A 25,087-nucleotide genomic window follows, 5' to 3' on the forward strand; every position below is an offset into this window, starting at 1 on the left:
TCTGATCCCGCCGGGATGGGCGGGATGCCGTCGGATGCAGCGCATCGTCCGGCCCTCTGGGGAGCCGGCAAGCGACGGAGACGGCCATGAAGTTGACCCGTACCACGACCTTTGCAGCCGCGAGCCTGGTGCTGCTCGCCGCCGATCCCGCCTTCGCGCATCACATGATGGGGGGCAAGCTGCCGCAGACGTTTGCGCAGGGCCTGCTGTCCGGCCTCGGCCATCCTGTCATCGGAATCGACCACCTGGCCGCGATCGTGGGCGCGGGCATCGTTGCAGCGCTTCTGGGCCGCGGCTTCGCGCCGGTGCTCGCCTTCACCACAGCGATGATCGCGGGCGTCGGCCTTCATGTGGCCAAGGCCAACATCCCGGCTGCCGAGCTGCTGGTCGGCCTGACCACCGTCGTGGTTGGGCTGGTGGTGGTGATGCGTGGCGGTTTCGGCGTGCTGCCCGTCGCCGGCCTGTTCGCCGTGACCGGCCTCGTCCATGGATATGCGCTGGGTGAATCGATCGTTGGGGCCGAGAACACCCCGCTCGGGGCCTATCTCGCCGGTCTGCTCGTGATCCAGACCCTCATCGCCGCCGGCGCGTTCCTCGGCACCAGGCTGCTGTCGGCGAAGGCCAAGGCGGCTGCGCCGCTGGCGCTGCGGCTCGCGGGCGCTGCCATCGTGCTGGTGGGTGGGGTCGCCGCGGCGACGGCGGCCGGCGTGATCGGCTGATTGATGACCGCATCGGAGACTGGTGAGACGACGCTGTTCGTCTGCGTCACCTGCCGTTCGCAGGCGACGGAACCTACGCCGCCTGATCAGCCGCGGGCCGGAGCCCGTCTGCTCGCCGCGATCGAGACGTTGCCGACCGCGCAGCGCGCCGGTGTCGCCGTGGTCGGCGTCGAGTGCCTGTCCAACTGCAATCGTGCGTGCACGGTTGCAGTGACGGCGCCGGGCAAATGGACCTACGTGCTCGGCGCGCTCGATCCGGATCTGCATGTTCAGGATGTGCTGACATTCGCGCAGCTGCATCAGCGCCATGACGCCGGCCTGCCGGCCTGGCGCGAGCGTCCCGAATACATCCGCAAGAACACCGTTGCGCGCGTTCCCGCGCTGTCAGCACCACGCTGAAACGAGAGATCGTATCGCCATGACGAAGTCGTTCGCCAAGACGCCTTGCACCATCGTCACCGGTTTCCTCGGCGCCGGCAAGACCACGCTGGTGCGCAACCTGATCGAGACCGCGAACGGTCGCCGGCTCGCCATCATCGTCAACGAGTTCGGCGATGTCGGCATCGACGGCGACATCCTGAAAGGCTGCGGCGTGCCGGACTGTCCGGAGGATCGCATCGTCGAGCTGTCGAACGGCTGTCTGTGCTGCACCGTTGCCGATGATTTCGTGCCCGCGCTCAGGAGCCTGCTGGATCAGAAGGAGCCGCCCGAGCATATCGTGATCGAGACCTCGGGGCTCGCGCTGCCGAAGCCGCTGGTGCAGGCCTTCAACTGGCCGGAGATCGCGACGCGCGTCACCGTCGACGGTGTGGTGGCGGTCGTCGACGGCCCGGCGGTGGTCGCCGGCCGCTTCGCCGACGATCCCGACGCGCTCGCCGCGCAGCGCGCCAGTGATGCTTCGCTCGATCACGACAACCCGCTGGAGGAGGTCTACGAGGACCAGCTGCTGTGCGCCGATCTCGTCGTGATGAACAAGAGCGACCTGATGAGCGAGGAGCAGCGCAAGGATGTCGCGGCCGAGATCGCGGCGAAGGTGCAGCGTGCCGTCAAGGTGATCGCGACGGAGCACGGCAAGCTGTCGGCTTCAATTCTGCTCGGGCTCGGTGCCGCGGCGGAGGACGATCTCGCGGCCCGGCCGTCGCATCACGACAACGAGGCCGAGCACGACCACGACGATTTCGAGAGTTTCGTGCTCGACGTTCCGGCGCAGGCTTCGCCCGATGCGCTCGTCGACCGCATCGCGGCCGCCGTCGACGCGCATGACGTATTGCGCGTGAAGGGGTTCGTGGAAGTCGCCGGCAAGCCGCTGCGCCTCCTGGTGCAGGCCGTCGGCAACCGCATCCAGCATCAGTTCGAGCGCCCGTGGCGATCCGGCGAATCGCGGCAGGGGCGGCTGGTGATCATCGGCGAGCGCGGCCTCGATGCCGCCGCCATCCAGAGCCTGATCACAGGATAGGCGGGACCGATGCACCTGCTGGCGACAACGGGCGCGGATCTCGACGACCTCGAACAGGCCGTGGATCTTGCACAGTCGCCGGCCGAAATCGTCGTGCTGTCGTTCTCGGATAGCGACTTGTCGGCATTGGCCGAGGCCTGGACCGCGTCGTCGGATGAGCTGCCGAGCCTGCGCCTCGCGAGCCTGAAACGGCTGAAGCATCCGATGTCGGTCGATCTCTATGTCGACCGCGTCGTGCTGGGCGCGCGCGCCGTCGTCGTGCGCTGTCTCGGCGGGCTCGACTATTGGCGCTACGGGCTGGAGCGCATCGCATCGGTCTGCCGCAGCCGCCACATCCTGTTCGCGGCACTGCCGGGTGATGATCGCGCCGACGACAGGCTTGCTGAGCTCTCGACCTTGCCGCAGGACGCGACCTCGCGTCTCTACGGCTATCTGCACGAGGGTGGCGTCGGCAATGCGCGCGAGGCCCTGCGCTATCTCGCGACGCTGCTCGGGCGCGACGTGCAGTTTGCCGAACCGATCGCGATCGGTTCGATCGTCGGCTTCAGGCCCGATCGCGGAGCCGTCGGCATCGATGATCTCTGCGGCCACGATGATGCGCGGACGTGCGCGCTGATCGTGTTCTACCGTGCGGGCCTGCTCGCTGCCGATACGGCCGGGATTGCTGAGCTGATGCGGGCGCTCGAAGGTGAAGGGCTGGCGGCAGTCGCGGTCGCGGTGACCAGCCTGAAGGATCCCAACATCGGGGATACGCTGGCGCGACTCGTCCAGCGCCGGCGTCCTGCGATCATTTTGAACGCCACCGCGTTCTCGGCGCTGCGCGACGACGGCACCACGGTGCTCGACCTCGCGGACGCGCCGGTCTTGCAGATCATCCAGGCGCAGAGCACCGAAGAGGCCTGGGCCTCGTCGGCGCGCGGACTGTCGCCGACGGATCTGGCCATGAATGTCGTTCTGCCGGAGCTCGACGGCCGACTGTTGGCGCGCCCGATTGCGTTCAAGGGCGAAGCGCCCGCGGATGAGCGTCTGCAGTTCGGCACGATGCGCTATGTGCCCCGACACGACCGCATTGCTTACGTCGCCCGGCTCGCGGCGCGATGGGCGCGGCTGCGGGCGCTGCCGGCAAGCGAGCGGCGCGTGGCGCTGCTGCTCTCCGATTATCCGGCGCGCGGCGGGCGCCGCGGCTACGCTGTCGGTCTCGACACCAGCGAAAGCGCAGCCGCCATTGCGCGGCTGTTGGCGGAGGCGGGGTACGATATCGGCCGCGCAGCGCCGACCGCCGAAGATGTCGACGCGCTGCTGCGGGACGAGGCAGATGAGCTCGTCGTGCCGCTCGCGGCCTATCGGTGTGCTCTGGCGCAGTTGCCGGATGAGCTGCAGCGTGCCTTGCATGACAATTGGGGAGAGGCGGAAGCCGACCCGGCGGTTCGAGATGGCGCCTTTCGTTTTTCGGTGCTGCACGCCGGAAAACTCTCGATCCTGCTACAGCCGGATCGTGGCAATCGCGCCGATCGCAAGTCCGGCTACCATGACACGAGCGTGCCGCCCCGGCACGCTTATGTCGCGCTCTATGCGCATCTGCGTGAGGCCGAGCGGATCGATGCGCTGATTCATCTCGGTGCGCATGGCACGCTGGAATGGCTGCCTGGCAAGGCGCTGGCGCTCTCAAATGCGTGCTGGCCGGAGGCCGTGCTGGGCCCGCTGCCGGTGATCTATCCCTTCATCGTCAACAATCCCGGCGAAGCGATGCAGGCCAAGCGGCGGTTGTCGGCCCTGACGCTCGGGCATCTGACGCCGCCGCTGTCGCAGGCCGGTCTGCACGGACCCTTGCTGGAGCTGGAGGGGCTGGTCGAGGAATATGCCGAGGCGGATGGCCTCGACAAACGCCGCTTGAAGCTGCTCGAGGAGGAGATCGTCGCGCGGGCCTGGCAGGGTGGCTTGGCCGCCGATTGCGGGCTCGACCGTACGATGACCGGACGCGAGGCGATCGCACAGCTCGATGCGCAGCTCTGTGACATCAAGGAGCTCGCGGTGCGCGACCGCCTGCATGTGTTTGGGAAGGCGCCCGACACGGCGGCGACCGGCCTGCTTGCGGACGCGATCACGGCGGCCATGGGGCCGGCGGCCGCGACGGTCGATCGCGCCGACATCGCCGCACGGATCGCCGCGAGCGCTGCAGCCGAAGGTAGCGCGTTGCTCGCGGCACTCGACGGTCGCCGCGTCGCTGCCGGTCCCGCCGGCGCGCCGAGCCGCGGCCGGCTCGACGTGTTGCCCACGGGGCGTAATCTCACCGCGATCGACCCGCGTGCGATCCCGACCCGGACCGCCGCTGTGGTCGGCGTACGCGCGGCTGACGAGGTGATCCGGCGCTATTTGCAGGATCATGGTGACTACCCGCGCGCGCTCATGCTCGATCTCTGGGCGTCCGCATCGCTGCGCACGGGCGGTGACGATCTGGCCCAGGCCTTGGCTTATCTGGGCGTGCGGCCGCGCTGGGACCTCAACTCCAATCGTGTCACCGGCGTCGACGTACTGCCGTTGGCGATGCTCGACCGCCCGCGCATCGATGCGACGCTGCGGATCTCGGGGCTGTTTCGCGACCTGTTCGAAGCGCAGATCGCGCTGTTCGATCTCGCCGTGCAAAAGGTGGCCGCGCTTGACGAGGACGATGCCGACAATCCGCTGGCCGCGGCACGGCGGCGCGGCGAGAGCCTCGCGCGCGTGTTCGGCGGGGCGCCTGGCAGCTACGGTGCCGTTGCCGCCGACCTTGCGCTCGGAATGGACTGGACGAGCCGGTCGCAGCTCGGCGAGGCGTATCTCGAGAGCGCCGCTTATAGCTTTGGCGGGACGCATGACGGCGCGTCTGCTTCCGACACGTTCCGCGCCCGCGTCCGCAGCGCCGACGCCCTCGTGCATCCGCAGGACGATCGTGAGCGCGACCTGCTCGATGGCGAGGAGGTCGCCGACTTTGCCGGAGGCTTTGCGGCGGCCGCGGCGTCGCTCGGCGCGTCGCCCGCGCTGCTGCATCTCGACACCAGCCGTCCGGAGGCGCCGGCGGCGCGGACGTTCGGCGAGGAGATCGCCCGCGTGGTGCGCGGCCGTCTCACCAATCCGCGCTGGATTGCGGGAATGCTCGCGCATGGCTATCGCGGCGTCGCCGAGATCGCGCAGGGCGTCGACGCGCTCTACGCCTTTGCCGCCACCTCTGACGCCGTCGCCGAGCACCTGTTCGATCTGGCGCATGGGGCGCTGCTGCGCGACGAGGCCGTGTTGGACAACATGGTCGCGCGCAATCCGGCGGCGGTCGCCGCGATCGTCTCGCGATTTGAGGATGCGCTACGCCGGCAGCTATGGGTGCCACGCCGGAATGCGGTCGCCGATGAGCTTGCGCATGCCCGCACGCGCCTGACGCAAGCGGAGAGCGCGTCATGACCGCCTCGGTCGAGATCAAGGGCTGGTGCCCGGGCGCGCGGCGTCCGATGCCGAGCGGCGACGGGCTCATCGTTCGCGTCCGGCCGCATGGCGGCGCGTTGCTGGTGTCGGCGCTGCGTGAGCTTGCCGAGGCTGCTCGGCACTACGGCAACGGCCAGATCGACCTCACGCGCCGCGCCAATCTGCAGATTCGCGGCGTATCGCCCGAGACGCTTGTGCCGCTGTGGGAGCTGATGGCATCGCTCGGACTGCTCGATGACAGTGTCGAGCTCGAGGCCATCCGCAACATCGTCGTCAATCCGCTGGCAGGACTCGACCCGGCCGAATGGGTCGACATGCGTCCCGTCGCCGCCGAGTTGGAGACGCTGCTGGCCTCGGATCAGGCGCTCCATGCTCTGCCGCCCAAGTTCGGCTTTGCGCTGGATGGCGGCGGCAGGTTGCCGCTGACCGGGCTCGCTGCGGATGTTCGTCTCGTCGCCTGTAGCGGTCCTGAAGCCCGGCGTGTCGCCGTTGGCATCGCCGGTTCTGTTGAGTCCGTGTGGCTGGGAACGACAGCCGATGCCGATGCGGCGTCGACGGCTGTGCGGCTCGCGCGGCTGGTGCTGCAACACAGCCCGACGCGGCGCTCCGCAGATTTGCCGCCGCACGCGCGCGCCGCCGTCGGCGCCGAACTGGGCCTTGATCTCTCCAACGTCATCGCGACGCCATCAGCCGCGAAATCGCAACGACGTTGCGGCATCATTGCCCTGACGGATCAAACCTGCGCCGTCGGTCTCGGCGTGCCATTCGGCCGCATCGATAGCGGCACGCTGGCGCGGCTTGCGGCCATGCTCGCGGCACACGATGTCGCCGAGGTCCGCCTGTCTCCATGGCGCGCGCTGTATGTCGCCGCGGGCGCCGTGACCGCGGAGCAACTGGTGGCGGATGCAGCCCGGCTCGGCCTGGTTGTCGACGATACCGATCCACTGATGCGCATCGACGCCTGCTCGGGCGTCGGCTGCTGTCCGTCGACGGGACTGGCGACGCGACAGCATGCCCGCGTGCTCGCGGATGCGATGGCCCGGACCGGATTCAACGGCACGCTGCACGTCTCCGGCTGCGCCAAGGGCTGCGCACGCTCGGCAGCCGCGGACGTCGTGCTGGTCGGCGAGGGCGAAGGTTATCACATCGTCCGCAACGGCACGGTGAAGAGCGAATCCCGCGGCATGCTCGATCCCACTGAGACCGACGTCGACGGGCTGTTCGAAACGAAAGAAAAGGCCGATGTCTAAGCTGCGCGACTACATCAAGGACGGGGCGGAGATCTATCGCCGTTCGTTCGCGACCATCCGCGCCGAGGCCGATCTGTCGCGCTTCCACGGACTGGAAGAGAAGATCGCCGTGCGCATCATCCATGCCTGCGGCATGGTCGAGATCGCCTCCGACATCGCCATGTCCGAACACTTCGCCGCCGAAGCGCGGGCGGCGCTCGATCGTGGCGCGCCAATCCTGTGCGACGCCAAGATGGTGGCGCAGGGGATCACGCGGGCGCGGCTGCCGGCGAGGAACGAGATCATCTGCACGCTCGATGCTCCGGAGGTGCCGGCGCTCGCCGCGCAGCTCGGGACGACCCGATCCGCGGCGGCGCTGGAGCTGTGGCGGCCGCATCTCGGCGGCGCGCTGGTGGCGATCGGCAACGCGCCGACGTCGTTGTTTCATCTGCTCGACGTGCTCGATCAGGGCGCGCCGCGACCGGCCGCGGTGATCGGAACGGCCGTTGGGTTCGTCGGAGCCCGGGAATCCAAGGAGGCGCTCGCGGCCGACGGCCGTGTGCCGTATCTGATCGTGAAGGGTCGGAAGGGCGGCAGCGCCATGGCGGTCGCGGCGGTGAATGCCATCGCGAGTGATGTCGAATGAGCCTGCTGGACACCATCGCGGGCTCGGCAAATCCGGGCACGCTCTACGGCATCGGCGTTGGTCCGGGCGACGTTCGTTATCTGACCTTGCGCGCCGCCGGCCTGGTCCGGTCCGTCGATGTGGTGGCGTTCTTTGCCAAGCGCGGCATGGAAGGCAACGCGCGACGGATCGTCGCGCCGTTGATGGAATCGGGCCGGCACGAGCTGCGGCTCGAATATCCGGTCACGGAGGAATTGCCCGTTGCCGACCTGTCCTATCAGTCCCAGATCGCCGACTTCTACCGACGTGCGTCGGACAGCATCACCGCGCATCTGGCGGCGGGGCGATCGGTCGGTCTGCTGTCCGAAGGCGACCCGTTCTTCTACGGCTCGTTCATGCATATGTGGCGGCGGCTCGAGCGCGATCATCCGGTCGAGGTCGTCCCGGGCGTCACCGGCATGTCCGGCTGCTGGACCAAGGCCAATGTTCCGATCACCTGGGGCGACGACGTCCTCTCCGTTTTGCCGGGCACGCTGGGCGAGGACGTCCTGCATGACCGGCTGACGCGTTGTGAGGCCGCCGTCATCATGAAGGTCGGGCGCAACCTCACCAAGGTGAAGCGTGCGATCATCAGCGCCGGCTTGCTCGATCGTGCGCTCTATGTCGAGCGCGGCACGATGGAAGCGCAGCGTGTCGCGCCCCTGGCCGAGGTGGAGCTGGAGCGCGGCCCCTATTTCTCGATGATCCTGATCCCCGGACAGGGGCGGCGGCTATGACGGGCACGCTGACCATTGTCGGCGTCGGCCCGGGGCGAGCCGAACTGATCACGCCGGCCGCCTCGGCCGCCATCGCTCGCGCGACCGATCTGATCGGTTATGGACCGTATCTCGACAGAGTGACCACGACGAGTCCGGGCCAGATCCGGCACGCCAGCGACAATCGCGTCGAGCTCGACCGCGCCCGCCACGCACTCGGGCTCGCAAGCGACGGCAAGCAGGTCGCGGTGGTGTCGGGTGGTGATCCCGGCGTCTTCGCGATGGCCGCAGCGGTGTTCGAAGCGGTCGAGGCGGGACCGGCGGCCTGGCGCGACCTCGACATCCGCGTCGAGCCTGGTGTCACGGCCATGCTGGCAGCCGCGGCTGAGGTCGGGGCGCCGCTCGGTGGCGACTTCTGTGCGATCTCGCTGTCTGACAATCTCAAGAGCTGGACGACCATCCGCCGCCGCCTTGAGGCGGCTGCCGCCGCCGACTTCGTCATCGCGCTCTATAATCCGCTATCCAAGGCCCGCCCGCATCAGCTGGGGGAGGCGTTCGCGCTGCTGCGGCAGATCAAGCCGGCTTCGACCATCGTCATCCTGGTGCGGGCTGCGGGCAGTGGTGAGGTCAGACAGATCATCACCACGCTGGGCGAGGTGGATCCCGACAAGGCGGACATGCGCACGCTCGTGCTGATCGGCTCGACGGCCACGCGCCTGATCGCGCGCGGGGGCAAGCCGCCCTTCGTCTATACGCTGCGTCGTGAAGTCGAGGGCGGCGCATGAGCGAGCTGCGCCTCCAGCCACTGCAACGCGGCTCGTGCGCCGTCCAGCGCGACGCCATGCGGCTTCTCGGGGCGGGTGATCATCACCACCGGAATCGCGAGCCGTCGCGCGGCTGCGATCTTCGGATAGGTCGCGGCTCCACCGGAGTTCTTCGACACCACGAAGGCGATGCGCTCCTGGATCAGAAAGGCTTCCTCTGTCGGCTCGTCGAACGGCCCCCGATCGTGGACGAAGCGAATGTCGGGTGGCAGCAGGACGTCACCAGGCGGGTCGATGGTTCGGGCGACATAGCGATGCTGCGGGGCTGCCCCGAAGGCTGCGAGCTCCAGGCGACCAAGACTGAGGAACACAGGCGCCGGATCCGCTCCGAGCGCCGAAGCCGCGTCGTCGGCACTGTCGACCTCGATCCAGCGATCGCCGGCCTGGCGTTGCCACGCCGCGCGCCGGATCGACGCCAGCGGCACCGACAGCGCATGACAGGCTGCGACGGCATGGCGCGAGATCTGGTCGGCGTAGGGATGCGTTGCATCGACGACGGCGTCGATCGCATGATCCCGCAGCCAGGCTTCCAGTCCGGCGATGCCGCCGAAGCCGCCGATGCGCGTCGGCAGCGGCTGCGGTTTGGGCGAAGCGGTGCGGCCGGCGAGCGAGAGTGTCGCCGTGAACCGGTCGTCGCCGGCGAGCAGCCGCGCCAGCTCCGAAGCCTCGGTCGTCCCGCCGAGAATGAGGATACGCATGCGGGGAAGCGTCCATGGTGAACTCGGCCGCAACTTGCAACGCGCAGCGCTGGCTGTCCATCGTCGGGATCGGCGAGGACGGCGTTGACGGCCTCTCGACGCCTGCGCGACGTCTCATTGCGCAGGCGGCCCTCGTGGTCGGCGGCGCCCGTCACATCGAGCTTGCAGCGTCGTTGATTGCGGGGGAACGGCTGGCCTGGCCCAGCCCGCTGAAGCTTGCGTTCGATCAGATCGCGGCGCGACGGGGAGAGCCCGTCGTGGTTCTCGCAAGCGGGGATCCTTTCAACTACGGCGTCGGCAAGCAGCTCATGCAGCGTTTCGCGTCCGCCGAGATGCTGTGCGTCCCGCAGCCCTCGGCCTTCAGCCTCGCGGCGGCGCGGCTCGGCTGGCCGCTGCAGGACGTGGCGCAGGTGACGTTGCACGGCCGCGCGCTCGAAGGGATCATCCGCCATCTTGCGCCGGGGGCGCGCATTCTGGCGCTGGCCTGGGATGGATCCACCGCCCCAAGGCTCGCCGCGCTGCTGACCTCACGCCGCATGGGACGCTCGCGCCTGACGGTGCTGGAAGCGATCGGCGGCGCGCACGAACGGGTGCGAAGCGCGCTGGCTGACGCGTTCGATCTTTCCGATATCCATCCGTTGACCACGATCGCGATCGAGGTTGACGCAGAGGTTGATGCGCCCGTGATCCCGCTGACCGCCGGTCTTGCCGATGACCTATTCGAGCATGACGGCCAGTTGACCAAGCGCGAGGTCCGCGCCGTGACGTTGTCGGCCCTGGCGCCACGTCCAGGCGAACTGCTGTGGGACGTCGGGCTGGGCTCGGGTTCGGTGGCAATCGAGTGGCTGCTGCGTCATGGCTCGTTGCGCGCGATCGGCATCGAGGCGCGGCAGGACCGGGCCGACCGGGCGATGCGCAACGCGCTGGCGCTCGGCGCTCCCGAGCTGAAGCTGGTGATGGGGCGCGCGCCGGCGGTGTTGGCGGATCTTGAGTCGCCGGATGCGGTCTTCATCGGCGGCGGCATTTCGGAAACGGGGGTGTTCGAAGCCGTCTGGTCGCGGCTGAAACCCGGCGGCCGCCTCGTCGCCAACGTGGTGTCGCTCGAAGGCGAGACGCGGCTGAGCGCGTTGTTCGGCCAGCATGGCGGTGAACTGATCCGCATCGCCGTTTCGCGGATCGAACCGGTCGGTCGCATGCATGGCTGGCGGCAGGCCATGCCGATCACGCAGTGGCGGGTGACGAAGCCATGATCGCGCTCGGGATTGGCTGCCGCCGTGCCGCCAGCGTCGCAGACATCGAGGCGGTGATTGCACATGCGCTCTCGCTTGCGCGCCTCGCACCCGCGGACGTGGCGGTGCTCGCCACTGCGGCCGACAAGGTCAGCGAGCCTGGCGTGATCTGCGCCGCGCAGCGGCTTGGCCGTCCGCTGCTCGGAATTGCCTCTGCAGCGATGACGGCTGTCGCCGATCGCGCGATCACGCGAAGCGATCGCGTCAGGCGCTTGAAGGGTGTACCTTCCGTGGCCGAGACGGCCGCGCTGGCTGCCGCCGGCGCGAATGCCCGGCTGATCCTCGCGCGCGTCGCAAACGCCGCGGCGACCTGCGCGCTGGCGGAGGGCGAGGCTGTCACCGATGCGGAGCCTGCGCCATGACGGTGCACTTCATCGGCGCCGGTCCCGGTGCCGCCGACCTGATCACCTTGCGTGGTCGCGACCTGATCGCGCGCTGCCCGGTGTGTCTCTATGCGGGCTCGCTGGTTCCTCAGGCGCTGCTCGATCATTGTCCGCCCGGTGCGCGTATCGTTGATACGGCACCGATGTCGCTCGATGAGATCGTGGCCGAGATCGAGCGTGCCACGCTCGCGGGCGAAGATGTGGCGCGGCTGCATTCCGGCGATCTCTCGATCTGGAGCGCGCTCGGCGAACAGCTGCGGCGCCTCGACGCGTTGAGGATACCCTACACGATCACACCCGGCGTGCCGTCGTTCGCGGCGGCGGCGGCCGCGCTCGGTCGCGAGCTGACCTTGCCGGGACTCGCACAATCGGTGGTGCTCACGCGGACCTCCGGCCGCGCTTCGGCCATGCCGGAGACGGAACAGCTTTCGCTGTTCGCGCAGTCGCGCGCCACGCTCGCCATCCATCTCTCCATCCATGTTCTCGACAAAGTCGTCGAGGAGCTGCGGCCGCACTATGGCGACGACTGTCCGGTGGCGATCGTCTATCGCGCGAGCTGGCCGGATCAGTTGATCCTGACCGGCACGCTGGCGACGATCGTCGGGCAGATCACGACTTCCGCCGTGGAGCGGACCGCGCTGATCCTGGTGGGCCGCGCGCTCGCAGCTGAGGATTTTCACAATAGCGCGCTGTACGATGCCGATTATCAGCGACGCTTCCGCGGGAGGGGCGAATGAGCCGGCCCGTAACTCTGTCCGACCAGCCGGCCATCGCGGTCGAACACAGCGACATCGAGCGCAACGTCGTTGTCGCCCAGCGCACGCCGCGCCGTCTGCCAGGCGGCGTGCGCGACGACCTCGCCGGCCGGAAATCCGAGCCGCTCGGCCTCCTGAAGCACCTGCAGCGCGGTGTTGGCGGTGCGTGCGGTCGTGACCAACCCGTCCGGCGCGCCGGCGTCATGCAACGTGTTCGCGAGCCAGCCGAGATCGACTTCGCCGGCGCGCGAATGCAGGTCGAGCAGGCCCTGGCCGAGCTTGGTCATCTTGGCGAAGCCGCCGGCCACGGTGATGCGGGCCACCGGATGCCGGCGCAGATATTTCAGCATGCCGCCGGCGAAATCGCCCATGTCGATCAGCGCCGTCTCCGGCAGGCCGTGGAGCTGCTGCACGGCCTTCTCCGATGTGCTTCCCGTCGCGCCGGCGATGTGCGGCAGGCCGGCGGCGCGCGCGACGTCGATGCCGCGATAAATGGAGTGGATCCAGGCGGCGCAGCTGAACGGCACGACGATTCCCGTGGTGCCGAGGATCGACAGGCCGCCAACGATGCCGAGGCGCGGGTTCAGCGTCTTCCGGGCGAGCTCCTCGCCGCCAGGAATGGAGATCTCGATGATGACGTCGCGCGCCGCGCCGAGCGCTGCAGCGGCCTCATTGATCGCCGCCGCGATCATCTCGCGCGGCACCGGATTGATCGCAGGTTCTCCCGGCGGCAGCGGCAATCCTGGTCGCGTCACTGTGCCGACGCCGGGGCCGGCGCGGAACGTCACGCCGGAATTGTCTGCACCGCGCCGCAAAGTCGCTTTGACCAGCGCACCGTGCGTGACGTCAGGATCGTCGCCGGCGTCCTTGATGACGCCGGCGGTTGCCTTCGCGCCGTCGGCCTCGTGCATCGCGACCGCAAAGCCGACACGACGTCCGCCCGGCAGGGCGATCTCGACCATGGCAGGACAGTTGCCCGTGATCAGCAGCTCGTAGGCGGCGCGCGCCGCGGCCGTGGCGCAGCTGCCGGTCGTCCAGCCACGCTTCAGCGGTCGGCTCGGCGGATCCGCAGTTTCCATCATGTCCGCTCGCATAGCACATTTTGCCATGCCTCGGCGGCGTTGCGGCCATGACCAGGGTGGCGCCCAGCGGGATCATCATCGCCGCGCCGCGTTCGGGCGCCGGCAAGACGACGATGACGCTCGGACTGCTGCGTGCCCTCAGCCGGCGCGGCACGCGCGTGCAACCCTTCAAATGTGGCCCCGACTATATCGATCTCGCCTTTCACACGGCTGCGGCAAGACGGACGAGCTACAATCTCGACAGCTGGGCGATGTCGGCGCCGCAACTGCTGGGGCTTGTCCGCGACGTTACCGCCGACGCCGATATCGCCATCGTCGAGGGCGTCATGGGCCTGTTCGATGGCGCGTCGCATCCCGGACGCGCGGGCAGCGGCTCGGCCGCGGGTCTCGCAGCCCTGACCGGCTGGCCGGTGGTGCTCGTTCTCGATGTGAGTGGGCAGACTGAGACGGCCGCTGCCGTCGCGCTCGGCTGCGCGCGTTTTCGCGACGATGTTCACGTGGCCGGCGTGATCCTCAATCGGGTCGCGAGCGAGCGGCATAGGGCGCTCATCGAGCCGGCGTTTGCGACCATCGGAATCAGGGTGCTCGGCGCGCTGGCGCGGGACGCGCAATTGACATTTCCCGAACGTCATCTCGGACTGGTCCAGGCCCAGGAGATCACGGCCCTCGAAGCCCATCTCGAGCGTCTCGCGGCAAGCGTCTCCGGAGCCGTCGATCTCGAGGCGCTGCTGGGTCTCGCGAATCCGATCCGCTCTACCGATCTCGCTGCGCAGACATCTGGCCTTGGCATCAAACCGCCCGGACAGCGCATTGCGCTCGCAGCAGATGCGGCCTTCTCGTTCAGCTATCCGCATCTCCTGCGGCACTGGCGCGCCCAGGGCGCGGAGGCCATCCCGTTTTCGCCGTTGAACGACGAGGCTCCCGATCCCGCAGCCGACGCGGTGTGGCTGCCAGGCGGCTATCCCGAATTGCATGCGGGACGGTTGGCCTCGGCGCGGTCGTTCCTCGATGCGTTGCGCGCGATGGCCTTGCGCGGCGTGCCGATCCACGGCGAGTGCGGTGGCTACATGACGCTGGGGGCGGGACTCGAAGATGCCCACGGTGTCCGGCATGCGATGGCGGGGCTGCTGTCGCTGGAAACCTCGTTCGCACGACGCCGCTTGCATCTCGGCTACCGTCAAGCGACCCTATTGGCCGATTGCAGCCTCGGCCGAAGGGGCGCCGTCGTTCACGGTCACGAATTCCACTATGCGACCATCCTGAGCGAGGCCGACGATCCGCTGATCGCGTGCCGCGATGCGTCGGCCGGCGTCGTAGCCGAGCGCGGCGCCCGGCGCGGGTCGGTGACGGGATCGTTCCTGCACGTCCTGAGCGGCGAGGGCGCATGAGCGAGCCAGGCCGAAGCCCTCCGCAGTTCGACGCGACATTCCGGCAGCGCTTTGCCGAGCTGGTGCGCTGGCGTCGCGACGTCCGCCGTTTCCGCGCCGATCCGGTCTCCCCAGAGCTGATCGAACAGTTGCTCGCGCTCGCGTCCCATGCGCCATCTGTCGGCTTCTGCCAGCCCTGGCGGTTCGTGCTCGTCGAGAGCCCCGAACGCCGCGCGACGGTCATCGAGAACTTCGAGCGCGCGAACCAGGCCGCGCTCGCCGGTTATGATGGAGAGCGACGCGCGCTCTATGCGAGCCTCAAACTGGAAGGCTTGACGCAGGCGCCGATCCATATCGCCGTCTGCGCCGACGAGGGCGCTGCCACCGGTCATCGGCTCGGCCGCGCCACGATGCCGGAAACGCTCCGCTACTCGGTGGTGGCGGCGATCCAGACGTTCTGGCTGGCGGCGCGCGCCGAAGGTCTCGGCGTGGGCTGGGTGTCGATCCTGGACCCAGCGGCTGTCTGTCGCGAACTCGCGTTGCCGTCCGACTGGAGCCTGATTGCGTATCTCTGCGTCGGCTGGCCGCAGGAGGAACATGACGATCCCGAACTGGAACGTCACGGCTGGGAAACACGGCTCGACCAGACAGTGATCAAGCCGCTCAAGCGCTAGGTCACGATGCGAGCGCCAACGCCGGTGCGTCAACCGTCCTTGGCTCGCCAACAGCGCCCGCGGCGCTCATGAGCTGAAACCGTGTGCCGTGCAGGTTGATGGTCAGTGGAATGCCGCGGAAGTCGTCGTGAAAGGCGCGGATGCGGCGCGCCATTTCGGCCGGATCGATGTCGGCGGACATGTCGCACTTGGCGGCGTACATCTGTCTGGTGCTCTTCGCTCCGCTCCAACCGACGCCGAGCGCCGGCAGCGGGCCAGCGTCGCAGGCGAGGTCGCGCGACATGCGCCAGAACAAATAGGCGAGCCGCACGAACGTCATCTGTTCCAAACCACGGACATCCACGCCGCGCGGGATGTCGAACGTCTCGACACCGACGATCGGGCCGCAGTCGACACGGGTCTCCATCACATGGGCCGTTGCGCCGAAGCGCGTCGCACCGTCGTACATCGCGAAATGAGCCGGCGCCCAGCCCGGATAATCCGGCGGGGCCGGATGAAAATTGTAGGCGCCGTGGCCGAGCGCCTGAAGGATGTCGGCAGGCACGATGACGCCGGTCGTGAAGGCAAGCAGGCGGGATCTGCCGAGCACATCGCGTTCGATGGCTTCGATGTCCTGCAGGCTGACCGCGAAACGGAATGCGAGGGCTGGGTTGTGCGCCCGTAGCAGCTCCGACAGCGCAAGTTGCTGGTCGCGGCTGCCGGTGAGAAGAATGATGGTGTCGAACATGATTTGTCCTGGTTGGCGTCAGCGGCGATGGGCGTTGAAGGTGGCGGGCCGGTGCGCAGCTCCCGAGGTGGCCGTCGCGGCGAACAAATTGGCCGGCAGCTCCTGACCGGGGATGATCTCGAGCACCATGTTGTCGGCCAGCAAAGCGGCCTCCCGCGCGATGCGAACCTCCGGCTGCCACGAGCACAGTGAGAGCTCGAGGCGGCCAAAGCCGCCGCAATCAGCGACGAAGGCGCTGGTCAGCTTCTCGATGCTGTCAGCGGCGGCGCGTGCGCTGCTGCTTCCGACGTCGCGCAGGATGACCGTGACACCTCTGCCGGATTTTACTTTCGAGCGCACCACGAGCAGCGACTCCAACGCGCCGACGCGCCCGGCCCGCCGGGGCGACCGCGCCACCTCGGCAAAGTCCGGGTCGGGACCAAGATCAGCCTTTGTCGGCTTCAGATTGTGGACGATCGTCGCGTTGCGGACTCCGGCTTCCCCTGCGACGGCATGGTAGCTGCGGGGAAGCCAGACCGTGTCGAGGGCGATCTGGGAGCTCACCGCACTCCAGGCCTGATCGATCTGATAGCCGTCCCAGATATCGGGATATGAAGAGGCGATCTCACGCCAGGTCGTCAGCATTGTCCCGGCCGCCTTGGACCGGCCGAAATAGAGGGTGCGCGGCGACATCTCCCAGCCGTTCCACTTATGGACGGCAAAGTCGCAGCCTGCCAGATGAGGAAGGTCCGGAGGTGCTTGGAACATCACGTCGGCCTCGACGTACAACAGCGGTTCGCGATTCCGCTGCCACATCCGCGCGATGAAGTCGGCCTTGTCCGCAGCGCTCAGGCGTTCGCCGGGGCGGCGATCGATCGCCTCGATGTCGAATGGGAGCCCGAGCCGCTGCAACGAGCGTCTGAGATGATAGACGTGCAAGTCGCCGACCGTCGTTGGATGGCAGGACACGACACGCATCGCAGTTGCCGGTGCTGCGTCCGGCGCAGGCCAGTCGCGGCCGCCCCACCATAATTCGTGCGGGCCGTCGTCTGAGGTGCCGACGGTGCCGAACTCGGTCAACTTGGATTTCAGGAAATCGAACGCGGGGCTTTCGCCGAAGGGGATCACCACGGCGTCATGCGAGGTCAGCGCGCCGTACAGCAGCTCCGCCCCGGCGCCCGTTGGCGGGTCGACCAGGACGATAGTGCGGCCACGGCCAGGCGGTGGAAGGTCATCGCAGTGAACCACCGGCCCGAATGCTCGCGACAGCCATTGCAGACGATGACCTTGCCGCTGACCGAGCCTGACGCCGTGAGCGCGCAGGCTTTGCACCGGGTCGTGGTCGTTGGTCTTCAGATCTTGTCGCGTCATGCCGGGCCCTCCCGCACAATAGAACGGACCACGTCGGCCAATCAGGCGCGTCGATCGCTCATGCGCTTGCGTCGGTGTCTTGCGACAATGCGAGTAAGATCGGGCTTTCGACACGGAAAACGCGAGCTTCGTTTCGCAATGTTGCCGGGCGCGCTGCTCGAGGCCGCAACAGATGACAAACACCGTGGCTGCGCGAGCAGAAGTATTCGCAATCACTTCGATCTGATGCGCCTTATCAAGGCCGAAGCGGACGATTGGTCTCGTAAACGAAGTCGCAGTGCGGATCACGAGCTTCACACCGGATATATCGCGTGCGGTGACGCTCTGGAGCCTCGATGCAGATCGAAACATTCAGCAACATTCGTTGACGCTATAGACATGATGGCCATCTACGCGCGCGCGTCGGCGGCGTGCGACGCAGCGCGTCGATCGCTTCATCTATCGTGCTATCAGCAACTATAACGTACGAACGCGATGGATCAGGCGCGCAATGTCGCAAAAGTCGTCACGCGATTCAAAAATCGCGTCCGCGGCAACTGACAGAGTCGAAAAATGCGATAATTTCGTCGAGGTGATTCGGAAAAAATTGCCGGGCGAGATGATCGTTTCGCAATAATTCCGAACCTTGCTCAACCGCGGACTTTGTGTGCGCGGTATGCATCCACGGATGCTGTTAGTAAGCGTTGCAGCTCGCGTTTTCTGCTGAATTCGTCTTCTGGAATGAATCCCCCGCCATGCCGAACATCGGCCTCTCTTTCTCAACGATCGTCGGGCGCTCGATCCGCGTGCGGCAGAATTTGCCTGTCCCTAGGCAAAACATTCCATCTAACTACCTGAAAAGTCACAAAAAATCTTCGCCTGCTTCTTTCGGTCGCCACGTTCAACGATCGGAAGCCGTCTGCGAATGCCGCATTCGGCATTGCGGGTTGGAGATTCGGAAATGAGCTACGCGCTGGACGTCTGGGCCCCGGCCGATGGCATATCTTCGAAAGAGCCGGGGTCCCCGGACGTCGCGGCGCTGCCGTCGAGCGAGTCGGCCAGCACCGTTCCCGACTCCGCGCCGCCAGGCGAGACCGCGGTCTTCGACGAGGACAAGGACCTGCTCGACCGGCTCGCCACCGGAGAGGAGCTCGCATTTCGTCTTCTCGTCGAGCGCCACATCGATCGCGCCTATGCGATTGCGTTGCGCATCGTCGGCAATGCCGCCGATGCCGAGGACGTCGTGCAGGACACGATGTTGAAGGTCTGGACTCACCGGGGGCGGTGGCAGCACGGTCGCGCCAAATTCTCGACCTGGCTCTATCGCGTCGTCAGCAATCGCTGCATCGACATCCGCCGCAAGCCGCGGACCGAGAATGTCGACGTGGTACCAGAGGTTGCGGACGGCAAGCCGGATGCAGTGAGCGTCATCGAGCGTGCGGAGCTCAGCGTCCTCCTGGAGGGGGCGATGCAGCGGCTTCCGGAGCAGCAACGGATCGCCGTGATCCTGTCGTATCACGAGAACATGAGCAACGGCGAGATCGCCGAGGTGATGGACACGACAGTGGCCGCCGTGGAGTCCCTGTTGAAGCGGGGACGCCAGCAACTGCGCGACATGCTGCGGCGTCACGAGCGCGACATTCGCGGCGCCTTCACGGATTGCTAACCATAAAATTCTCGGCGCAGGAGAAATCCCGCCTGAATCCCGCAGGCGCTTCCGTTTGATCGGTCAGACGGGGCCGATCCGCACCGTCAGTCCTTCCACGATGCGGCGTGCTTTGCCGATCACTCAGGAGTCCTCACCGTGCCCGCAATTTCCACCAACATCGCCGCCAACTCCGCCGTCCGTTACCTGAACATCAACTCCAACCAGGAGACGAGCTCGCTCGCCAAGCTGTCGAGCGGTTCGCGCATCACGTCAGCCTCGGACGACGCGGCCGGTCTCGCCATTTCGACGCGCATCTCTTCGGACATCACCACGCTGCAGCAGGCCGCGACCAACGCAGCGCAGGCGACGTCGATCCTGCAGACCGCGGATGGCGGCGCGTCCAACATCAGCGACATCCTGGCGCGCATGAAGTCGCTGGCCTCAGAGTCCGCATCGGGCACCACGGTCGGAACCAGCCGCACTTACATCCAGTCGGAATTCTCGCAGCTGATCAGCGAAATTTCGTCGATCGCGACCGGAACGCGCTATAGCGGCCAGAGCCTGCTCGACGGGACCAGCACCTTCTCGTCGGGCGTCTCGGTCCTGGTCGGCTCGTCCGCGTCCGACACCATCAACATCACGCTGTCGGATCTCACCGCGAGCACGCTCGGCGTCTCGTCGCTCGACGTCAGCACCCAGACCGGCGCGACCGCAGCCTTGACCGCTCTCGACACCGCGATCGACACCGTGTCGAAGGCCCGCGCCGACATCGGCGCGCAGGAATCGCGTTTCAACTTCTCGGCGGACTCGATCTCCACGCAGACGCAGAACCTGCAATCGGCCAACTCCGCGATCAAGGACGTCGACATCGCGTCGGAGCAGGCGAAACTGTCGTCGGCGCAGGTGAAGACCCAGGCCGCGGTGTCGGCGGAAGCCGCCGCCAACCAGATCCCGCAGTACCTCCTGAAGCTGCTGGGCTGAGTTGTGATCTGCCGGGCCGGCGCCACGCCGGTCCGGCCCTTCCCTCGGAGGACGACGATAGATGACGGTGAGCAGCGCAACCTCGAGCACGAGCGGCACGACGTCGTCTTCTTCCTCATCATCGACGAGTTCGAGCAGCTCGCTCACGACGTCGGGAACGAGCACGACGAGCACGATCGACTGGACTGCGCTGATCGAATCCGCGGTCAATGCCAAGCTCACCCAGGCGACCCAGATCTCGACCAAGATCACGGCCAATGAGGCCAAGATCACGGCCTACCAGACGCTGCAGACCGCGCTGAAGACGCTGTCCTCGGGATTGTCGTCACTGGCGACGTCGATGGTGAACTCGCTTGCGACGAACGCCTTCGCCACGCGGGCCGCCACCATCAGCGCGACCGGCGACGTCAGCGCCTCATCGGCTCTGTCGATGTCGGTGAGCAACGGTGCTGCGACCGGCAGCCACACGCTGACGATCGGCCAGATCGCCACCGCACACAAGGTGACGGGCACGACGCAGTCGAGCCAGACCGCGGCACTCGGCTATTCCGGCACGTTCTCGCTCGGCCTATCCGGCGGCAGCACGGCCGACATCACCATCACCAGCGGCATGTCGCTGCAGGATGTCGTCGACGCGATCAATGCCCAGACCTCTACGACCAATGTCGAGGCGTCGATCGTCCAGGTATCGAGCGGGTCGTATCAGCTGGTGCTGACGGGAACCCAGGATTCCGCTGACATCACCTATGCCAGCTCGTCCGGCGACGACGTGCTCAACAAGCTTGGCGTGACCGACAGCTCGGGTGCCTTCACGACCGTGCTGCAGACGGCGCAGGAGGCGGAATTCACGCTCGATGGGATCAGCCTGACGCGCAACACCAACGACATCACCGACGTTCTCAGCGGCGTCACCTTCGATCTGCTGCAGGCGACTCCGTCCGGAACGACGCTGACCGTCACCATCGGGACGGACATGAGCCAGATCTCGTCGGCATTGCAGACATTCGTCACCGACTACAACGCATTCCGCGATGCCGTCATCGCGCAGCAGACCACCAATTCCGACGGGACGGCGTCCTCGAGCTCCGTCCTGTTCGGCGACGGCACCATGCGCGACATCATGAATTCGCTCCAGGCCGTGCTCGGAACCTCGGTCGGCGGGCTGACGATGGCGGACCTGGGCCTGTCGTTCAACGAGAAGAACGAGCTCGAGCTCGATACTGGCACCCTGTCGACGATCCTCAGCACCAATCTGAGCGGCGTGACGACGTTGTTGTCGGCGCAGACCAAGACCTCGTCGAGCCAGCTCAGCGTAGTCAATACCGGATCGTCGCCGCAGTCGTTCACCCTGGATCTGACTGTGGACTCGTCGGGGGCGCTCACGACCGCGTCGGTCGGCGGCGACAGCTCGCTGTTCACGGTCAGCGGCAACACGATCGTGGGCAATTCCGGGACGATCTATGCCGGGATGGCCTTCACCTACACCGGCTCGACGTCGCAATCGGTCACCGTGACCTCCACACAGGGGCTTGCAACCCAGATCTACCAGATCGCCAAGACCGCATCGTCCAGCACGGGATCGCTGCAGACGCTGATCGACAATCTGACCTCGCAGGACGAGACGATGCAGGCCAAGGTCGATGACATCAAGAGCTCGGCCGCCACGTTCCAGACTCAGCTCACGGCGCAATACGCCAAATATCAGGCCGCCATCGAGAGCGCCAACAACACGCTCACTTATCTAAAAGCCCTTCTCAACGCGAGTTCGAGTAACTGATGACCCAAAATTCGATGGCGCAATTCGCAAGTCAGGCCTATCGCGGTGCTGCGGTGGCCGTTCCGCCGCTCCGGGCCGTCATCATGCTGCTCAACGGAGCGATGCTGAGCTTGCAGAAGTCGCTGCAGGCGCAGGAGGCCCGCCGCTTCGAGGAGGGGCACATCCATGTGACCCGGGCGACCGCCATCCTGCGCGGATTGAGCCTTCACCTTGATCCAACGCGCGGCGGGCCGGTCGCCGACCAGCTGTTCGGAACCTACAACGCCCTGATCGTGGCCGCGCTGCGGGCCTACGGTCGACCTCACATGCGCGAGAATTTCCAGCGGATCACTCAAAGTTTGCTGGAGCTGCGGGAGGCGTGGGAGGCTGTCGATGCGGCAGCCCGGGGAAAGCGAGCAGCCGGTGATTCGGCCAACCGTCGGTAGCTCTGTCCGAATCAGGCACCTGCCGCACTGCGGAAATCTTGGGAAACCGATCAGAAACGGGCTGCATTGTCTCCCGTTTCGGTATCCAGTGCGGCGTCGCGTGCAGACGGCTCCCGAAAAATACGGAGTTTCCCGCGTCCGGTTGCGGTCGATCGTCACAATTGCCGATATCAATTTCGTTCGCGGGCTGAATGCTTTATGACCAAGCCGGAAGCGCTGGATTGGGCGGACGATGGACGTCAGGGAATTCGAGGATCTGATCGGTAGGCTGGGTGAGGACATCTCGCGCTGGCCAGCCGAGCAGCGTCAATCGGCTGCTGATCTGCTTGCATCCTCTCCCGAGGCCGATCGATTGCTGTCCGAGGCACGTCTTGTTCGTGAGGCGCTGTCGTCGCCGCCGGTTCGTGCACCCGCGGGCTTGACGTCGCGTATCCTTGCTGCGGCCAACCGCCTGACCCAAGAGGAAGCGTCAACCGCCCCGGCTGACGCCCACCAGCCCGGCTGAGCTCCGCCAGGGCCGAGCTTGGGCGACTGCGCTTCGGCCGGTTGGGCCGTGGGCGCCGGAACCGCAACACCATCACCCTCAATTTGTCGAGCTCGCTTGCGCATGAATCGGGGGCGCCCGAGTGCGACGACGCGAGCCGTGGCGCGGGAGATGACGCGACGGGTGCAGCCGATCTGACCTGGTCGCGCCGTCCATACTCTCTGCTGGTCTCGTCCTGCCCACCGGCCGAGTGCGCCGCGAGGCCGCGCTGCCGATGCAGAGCGGGGCCCCGCACCAGGCGATTTTTGCCGCCCCTGCGCAACCGCGCGCCGGCAAATTCTGCCGTCGGATCAACTAATTCGACCGACTAATTGTGCGCCTGGATTCGGCGCTCCGGCCGTTTGATCAGCAAACGCCTTCGCGACCGTGTGGTCGTGCTGTGTCCCGCCGCCGTTCGCGGCGCGAGCCGGAGTTCCGTCATGACTGTTTCCGCCGCGAGTTCGTCGACCGCGACCACCTCATCGACCTCATCATCCAGCGATACATCGCGTACGACGCTCAGCTCGACCGACTTTCTTCAGCTCCTGGTGAGCGAACTGCAGAACCAAGATCCGCTCAACGCGACCAGCGTGACCGACTTCATCAACCAGATGACGTCGTACGCCAACTTCACCTCGCAGCAGTCGCTCAACAGCAGCATGACCTCGCTGGCCGGCTCGTTCTCGAGCCTGGTGACGCTGAATTCGGTGAACTACATCGGCCACACCGTCGAGGCCAAGAGTGACACCGCCGTTCTGTCGAACGGCTCGGCGACCTTCGGCTATTCTCTCTCGTCGGCGGCATCGAACGTTTCGATATCGATCAAGGATTCCTCCGGAAGCACGGTCTGGACCGGCACCGGGACCGGCAACAAGGGCGCCAATTCGATCACCTGGGACGGCACCGATTCCAGCGGCAATCAGCTCAGCGACGGCGGCCAGTACACGATCTCCGTGACGGCGACTGACTCCGCGGGCACCTCGGTTCTCAACTACACGACGATCACCGGGACCGTAACCGGCATCGACACCTCGACCAGCACGCCGTCGCTCACCGTCGGCGGCATTCCTGTCAGCGCCAGCAACATTATCGGCGTCACCTCCTGACGGCATCATTCGGAGTACAATCATGAGTCTTTCTGGAGCCCTGTCATCGGCGATCTCGGCGCTCAACGCGCAGAGTTCATCGCTCGCCATGATCAGCGACAACATCTCCAACGCCGATACGACCGGATACAAGACCACGTCCGGCCTGTTCGAGCAGCTGGTGACGGCATCGAGCAGCTCGAAAGCCTATTCCTCGGGTGGCGTCTCGGTCTCCGGCCGTGCCAATATCACGCAGCAGGGGCTGTTGGCCGCCACCACCAACGCGACCGACGTCGCAATCCAAGGCTCGGGTTTCTTCGTCGCGACCAACTCGACTTCGGCCGGAGGCGAGACCTTCTACACCCGCAACGGCGCGTTCACCACCGACAATGCCGGCTACCTCGAGAACAACGGCTATTATCTCGAAGGCTGGCGCACCGATGCGAGCGGCAACGTGGTCGGCAACGGGCTCGAATCGATCAACACCAAGGTTGCGCTGACGAATGGTGGAGCGACCACCAAGACGTCGCTCGCCGCCAACCTTCCGGCCGATGCCGCGAGCGGCGATACCTTCAGCAGCTCGATGACGGTGTACGATTCGCTGGGGCAATCGCACACGCTCAACGTCACCTGGACCAAGGGGGCGACGGCGAACGAATGGACCGCCGATTTCGCGCCGGCCACGGCGTCGGACGGCACCGTGACGAGCGGCACCTATACGATCGATTTCAACTCGGATGGCTCGCTGAGCACGGTCTCTTCGACCAATCTCGGCATCACCTGGAATAACGGCGCGGCGGCCAGCTCGATCGCGCTCAGCTTCGGCACGACGGGCGGCGGCACCGATGGCCTGACCCAGCTGTCATCCGGCAGCACGACGCCGAGCGTCTCCAATTTCAGTGCCAATTCCGATGGCATCTCTTTCGGTACGCTGAGCAGCATTTCGGTCGGCAAGAACGGCCTCGTCGAGGCGACGTATTCCAACGGCCAGACGGTTCCGATCTACAAGATCGCGGTGGCGACCTTCGCCGATCCCAATGGCCTCGTGGCGCATAGCAGCGGCATGTACACGTCGACGGCGACGTCGGGCAATGCGACCCTGCAGGCGTCCGGCGAGAATGGTGCAGGAACCATCTACGGCAGTGAGCTGGAGTCGAGTACGACCGACACCACGGGCCAGTTCAGCAATATGATCTCGGCTCAGCAGGCCTATTCGGCGGCATCGCAGGTGATCTCGGCGGTCAACAAGATGTACGACACCCTGATCTCGTCGATGAGGTAGA

At 66.5% G+C, this 25,087-nt stretch carries 24 protein-coding genes; 20 read left to right on the plus strand and 4 right to left on the minus strand.

What is annotated here, in order from left to right:
• The first annotated feature begins 86 nt into the window (after window positions 1-86).
• From QX126_RS31285 to cobJ, 8 genes are read left to right on the plus strand one after another with little or no spacing between them, the layout of a single operon-like run.
• On the plus strand, window positions 87-719 hold the full coding sequence (locus QX126_RS31285; protein WP_315786196.1) for a HupE/UreJ family protein: 633 nt from the start codon (window positions 87-89) through the stop codon (window positions 717-719).
• Window positions 720-722: 3 nt separating this feature from the next.
• On the plus strand, window positions 723-1,118 hold the full coding sequence (locus QX126_RS31290) for a DUF1636 domain-containing protein (RefSeq protein WP_315739769.1): 396 nt from the start codon (window positions 723-725) through the stop codon (window positions 1,116-1,118).
• Window positions 1,119-1,137: 19 nt separating this feature from the next.
• The gene (cobW, locus tag QX126_RS31295; RefSeq protein ID WP_315786198.1) at window positions 1,138-2,175 is read left to right on the plus strand and encodes a cobalamin biosynthesis protein CobW; all 1,038 of its coding nucleotides are present in this window, start codon (window positions 1,138-1,140) and stop codon (window positions 2,173-2,175) included.
• Window positions 2,176-2,184: 9 nt separating this feature from the next.
• Window positions 2,185-5,607, plus strand: a complete 3,423-nt coding sequence (gene cobN, locus QX126_RS31300; RefSeq protein WP_315786200.1) for a cobaltochelatase subunit CobN — start codon at window positions 2,185-2,187, stop codon at window positions 5,605-5,607.
• Entirely contained in the window at window positions 5,604-6,878 is a 1,275-nt protein-coding gene (gene cobG, locus QX126_RS31305; RefSeq protein ID WP_315786202.1) for a precorrin-3B synthase, read from the plus strand. The genes cobN and cobG overlap by 4 nt, the downstream gene beginning before the upstream one ends.
• Window positions 6,871-7,503, plus strand: a complete 633-nt coding sequence (locus tag QX126_RS31310) for a precorrin-8X methylmutase (protein WP_315786204.1) — start codon at window positions 6,871-6,873, stop codon at window positions 7,501-7,503. The genes cobG and QX126_RS31310 overlap by 8 nt, the downstream gene beginning before the upstream one ends.
• Window positions 7,500-8,258, plus strand: coding sequence for a precorrin-2 C(20)-methyltransferase (locus QX126_RS31315; protein ID WP_315777613.1), 759 nt, complete (start codon window positions 7,500-7,502; stop codon window positions 8,256-8,258). Before QX126_RS31310 ends, QX126_RS31315 begins: the two co-directional genes overlap by 4 nt.
• The gene (gene cobJ, locus QX126_RS31320) at window positions 8,255-9,022 is read left to right on the plus strand and encodes a precorrin-3B C(17)-methyltransferase (RefSeq protein WP_315786205.1); all 768 of its coding nucleotides are present in this window, start codon (window positions 8,255-8,257) and stop codon (window positions 9,020-9,022) included. Before QX126_RS31315 ends, cobJ begins: the two co-directional genes overlap by 4 nt.
• On the opposite strand, the gene QX126_RS31325 is transcribed toward cobJ, so the two are convergent.
• Complete coding sequence (locus QX126_RS31325) at window positions 8,986-9,759, minus strand: cobalt-precorrin-6A reductase (protein WP_315786207.1); 774 nt, start codon at window positions 9,757-9,759, stop codon at window positions 8,986-8,988. The two genes, cobJ and QX126_RS31325, sit on opposite strands and share 37 nt — an antisense overlap.
• Window positions 9,760-9,773: 14 nt before the next feature.
• On the opposite strand from QX126_RS31325, the gene cbiE reads away from it, so the two are divergent.
• Genes cbiE through cobM form a run of 3 tightly spaced genes read left to right on the plus strand, consistent with a single transcriptional unit; the run spans window position 9,774 to window position 12,168 of the window.
• Complete coding sequence (gene cbiE, locus QX126_RS31330; RefSeq protein ID WP_315786212.1) at window positions 9,774-11,009, plus strand: precorrin-6y C5,15-methyltransferase (decarboxylating) subunit CbiE; 1,236 nt, start codon at window positions 9,774-9,776, stop codon at window positions 11,007-11,009.
• Entirely contained in the window at window positions 11,006-11,410 is a 405-nt protein-coding gene (locus QX126_RS31335; RefSeq protein WP_315739759.1) for a cobalamin biosynthesis protein, read from the plus strand. Before cbiE ends, QX126_RS31335 begins: the two co-directional genes overlap by 4 nt.
• The gene (gene cobM / locus QX126_RS31340; RefSeq protein WP_315786215.1) at window positions 11,407-12,168 is read left to right on the plus strand and encodes a precorrin-4 C(11)-methyltransferase; all 762 of its coding nucleotides are present in this window, start codon (window positions 11,407-11,409) and stop codon (window positions 12,166-12,168) included. Before QX126_RS31335 ends, cobM begins: the two co-directional genes overlap by 4 nt.
• Here cobM and QX126_RS31345 read toward each other — a convergent pair.
• A complete protein-coding gene (locus tag QX126_RS31345; RefSeq protein WP_315786218.1) occupies window positions 12,138-13,268 on the minus strand; it encodes a cobalt-precorrin-5B (C(1))-methyltransferase in 1,131 nt (376 codons plus the stop codon). The two genes, cobM and QX126_RS31345, sit on opposite strands and share 31 nt — an antisense overlap.
• Window positions 13,269-13,315: 47 nt before the next feature.
• On the opposite strand from QX126_RS31345, the gene QX126_RS31350 reads away from it, so the two are divergent.
• Window positions 13,316-14,656, plus strand: coding sequence for a cobyrinate a,c-diamide synthase (locus QX126_RS31350; protein WP_315786221.1), 1,341 nt, complete (start codon window positions 13,316-13,318; stop codon window positions 14,654-14,656).
• On the plus strand, window positions 14,653-15,309 hold the full coding sequence (gene bluB, locus QX126_RS31355) for a 5,6-dimethylbenzimidazole synthase (RefSeq protein ID WP_315786223.1): 657 nt from the start codon (window positions 14,653-14,655) through the stop codon (window positions 15,307-15,309). The genes QX126_RS31350 and bluB overlap by 4 nt, the downstream gene beginning before the upstream one ends.
• A 1-nt stretch (window position 15,310) precedes the next feature.
• Here the strand turns inward: bluB and QX126_RS31360 are convergent, their stop codons facing one another.
• Together QX126_RS31360 and QX126_RS31365 are read right to left on the minus strand one after the other, a co-directional pair.
• Window positions 15,311-16,036 carry a formyltransferase family protein gene (locus tag QX126_RS31360; RefSeq protein WP_315786225.1) on the minus strand — a complete coding sequence of 242 codons (726 nt, stop codon included), beginning with the start codon at window positions 16,034-16,036 and terminating at the stop codon, window positions 15,311-15,313.
• Between the two features lie 18 nt (window positions 16,037-16,054).
• The gene (locus QX126_RS31365; protein ID WP_315786281.1) at window positions 16,055-17,386 is read right to left on the minus strand and encodes a hypothetical protein; all 1,332 of its coding nucleotides are present in this window, start codon (window positions 17,384-17,386) and stop codon (window positions 16,055-16,057) included.
• A gap of 940 nt (window positions 17,387-18,326) precedes the next feature.
• On the opposite strand from QX126_RS31365, the gene QX126_RS31370 reads away from it, so the two are divergent.
• The 7 genes from QX126_RS31370 to flgE all read left to right on the plus strand — a co-directional run bounded on the left by QX126_RS31370 (window position 18,327) and on the right by flgE (window position 25,086).
• A complete protein-coding gene (locus tag QX126_RS31370; protein ID WP_315786228.1) occupies window positions 18,327-19,031 on the plus strand; it encodes an RNA polymerase sigma factor in 705 nt (234 codons plus the stop codon).
• Window positions 19,032-19,169: 138 nt separating this feature from the next.
• Window positions 19,170-19,994, plus strand: coding sequence for a flagellin (locus QX126_RS31375; protein WP_315739750.1), 825 nt, complete (start codon window positions 19,170-19,172; stop codon window positions 19,992-19,994).
• 61 nt (window positions 19,995-20,055) lie between these two features.
• Window positions 20,056-21,771 carry a flagellar filament capping protein FliD gene (gene fliD / locus QX126_RS31380; RefSeq protein ID WP_315786231.1) on the plus strand — a complete coding sequence of 572 codons (1,716 nt, stop codon included), beginning with the start codon at window positions 20,056-20,058 and terminating at the stop codon, window positions 21,769-21,771.
• On the plus strand, window positions 21,771-22,196 hold the full coding sequence (locus QX126_RS31385; RefSeq protein ID WP_315739748.1) for a flagellar export chaperone FliS: 426 nt from the start codon (window positions 21,771-21,773) through the stop codon (window positions 22,194-22,196). Before fliD ends, QX126_RS31385 begins: the two co-directional genes overlap by 1 nt.
• A 232-nt stretch (window positions 22,197-22,428) precedes the next feature.
• Complete coding sequence (locus tag QX126_RS31390; protein ID WP_315739747.1) at window positions 22,429-22,701, plus strand: hypothetical protein; 273 nt, start codon at window positions 22,429-22,431, stop codon at window positions 22,699-22,701.
• A gap of 458 nt (window positions 22,702-23,159) precedes the next feature.
• On the plus strand, window positions 23,160-23,825 hold the full coding sequence (locus tag QX126_RS31395; RefSeq protein ID WP_315786234.1) for a flagellar hook assembly protein FlgD: 666 nt from the start codon (window positions 23,160-23,162) through the stop codon (window positions 23,823-23,825).
• Between the two features lie 22 nt (window positions 23,826-23,847).
• Window positions 23,848-25,086, plus strand: a complete 1,239-nt coding sequence (gene flgE / locus QX126_RS31400) for a flagellar hook protein FlgE (RefSeq protein WP_315739745.1) — start codon at window positions 23,848-23,850, stop codon at window positions 25,084-25,086.
• Window position 25,087: the final 1 nt, after the last annotated feature.

It is taken from the genome of Bradyrhizobium sp. SZCCHNPS1003 (genome assembly GCF_032381555.1).
Classification (GTDB): Bacteria; Pseudomonadota; Alphaproteobacteria; order Rhizobiales; family Xanthobacteraceae; genus Bradyrhizobium.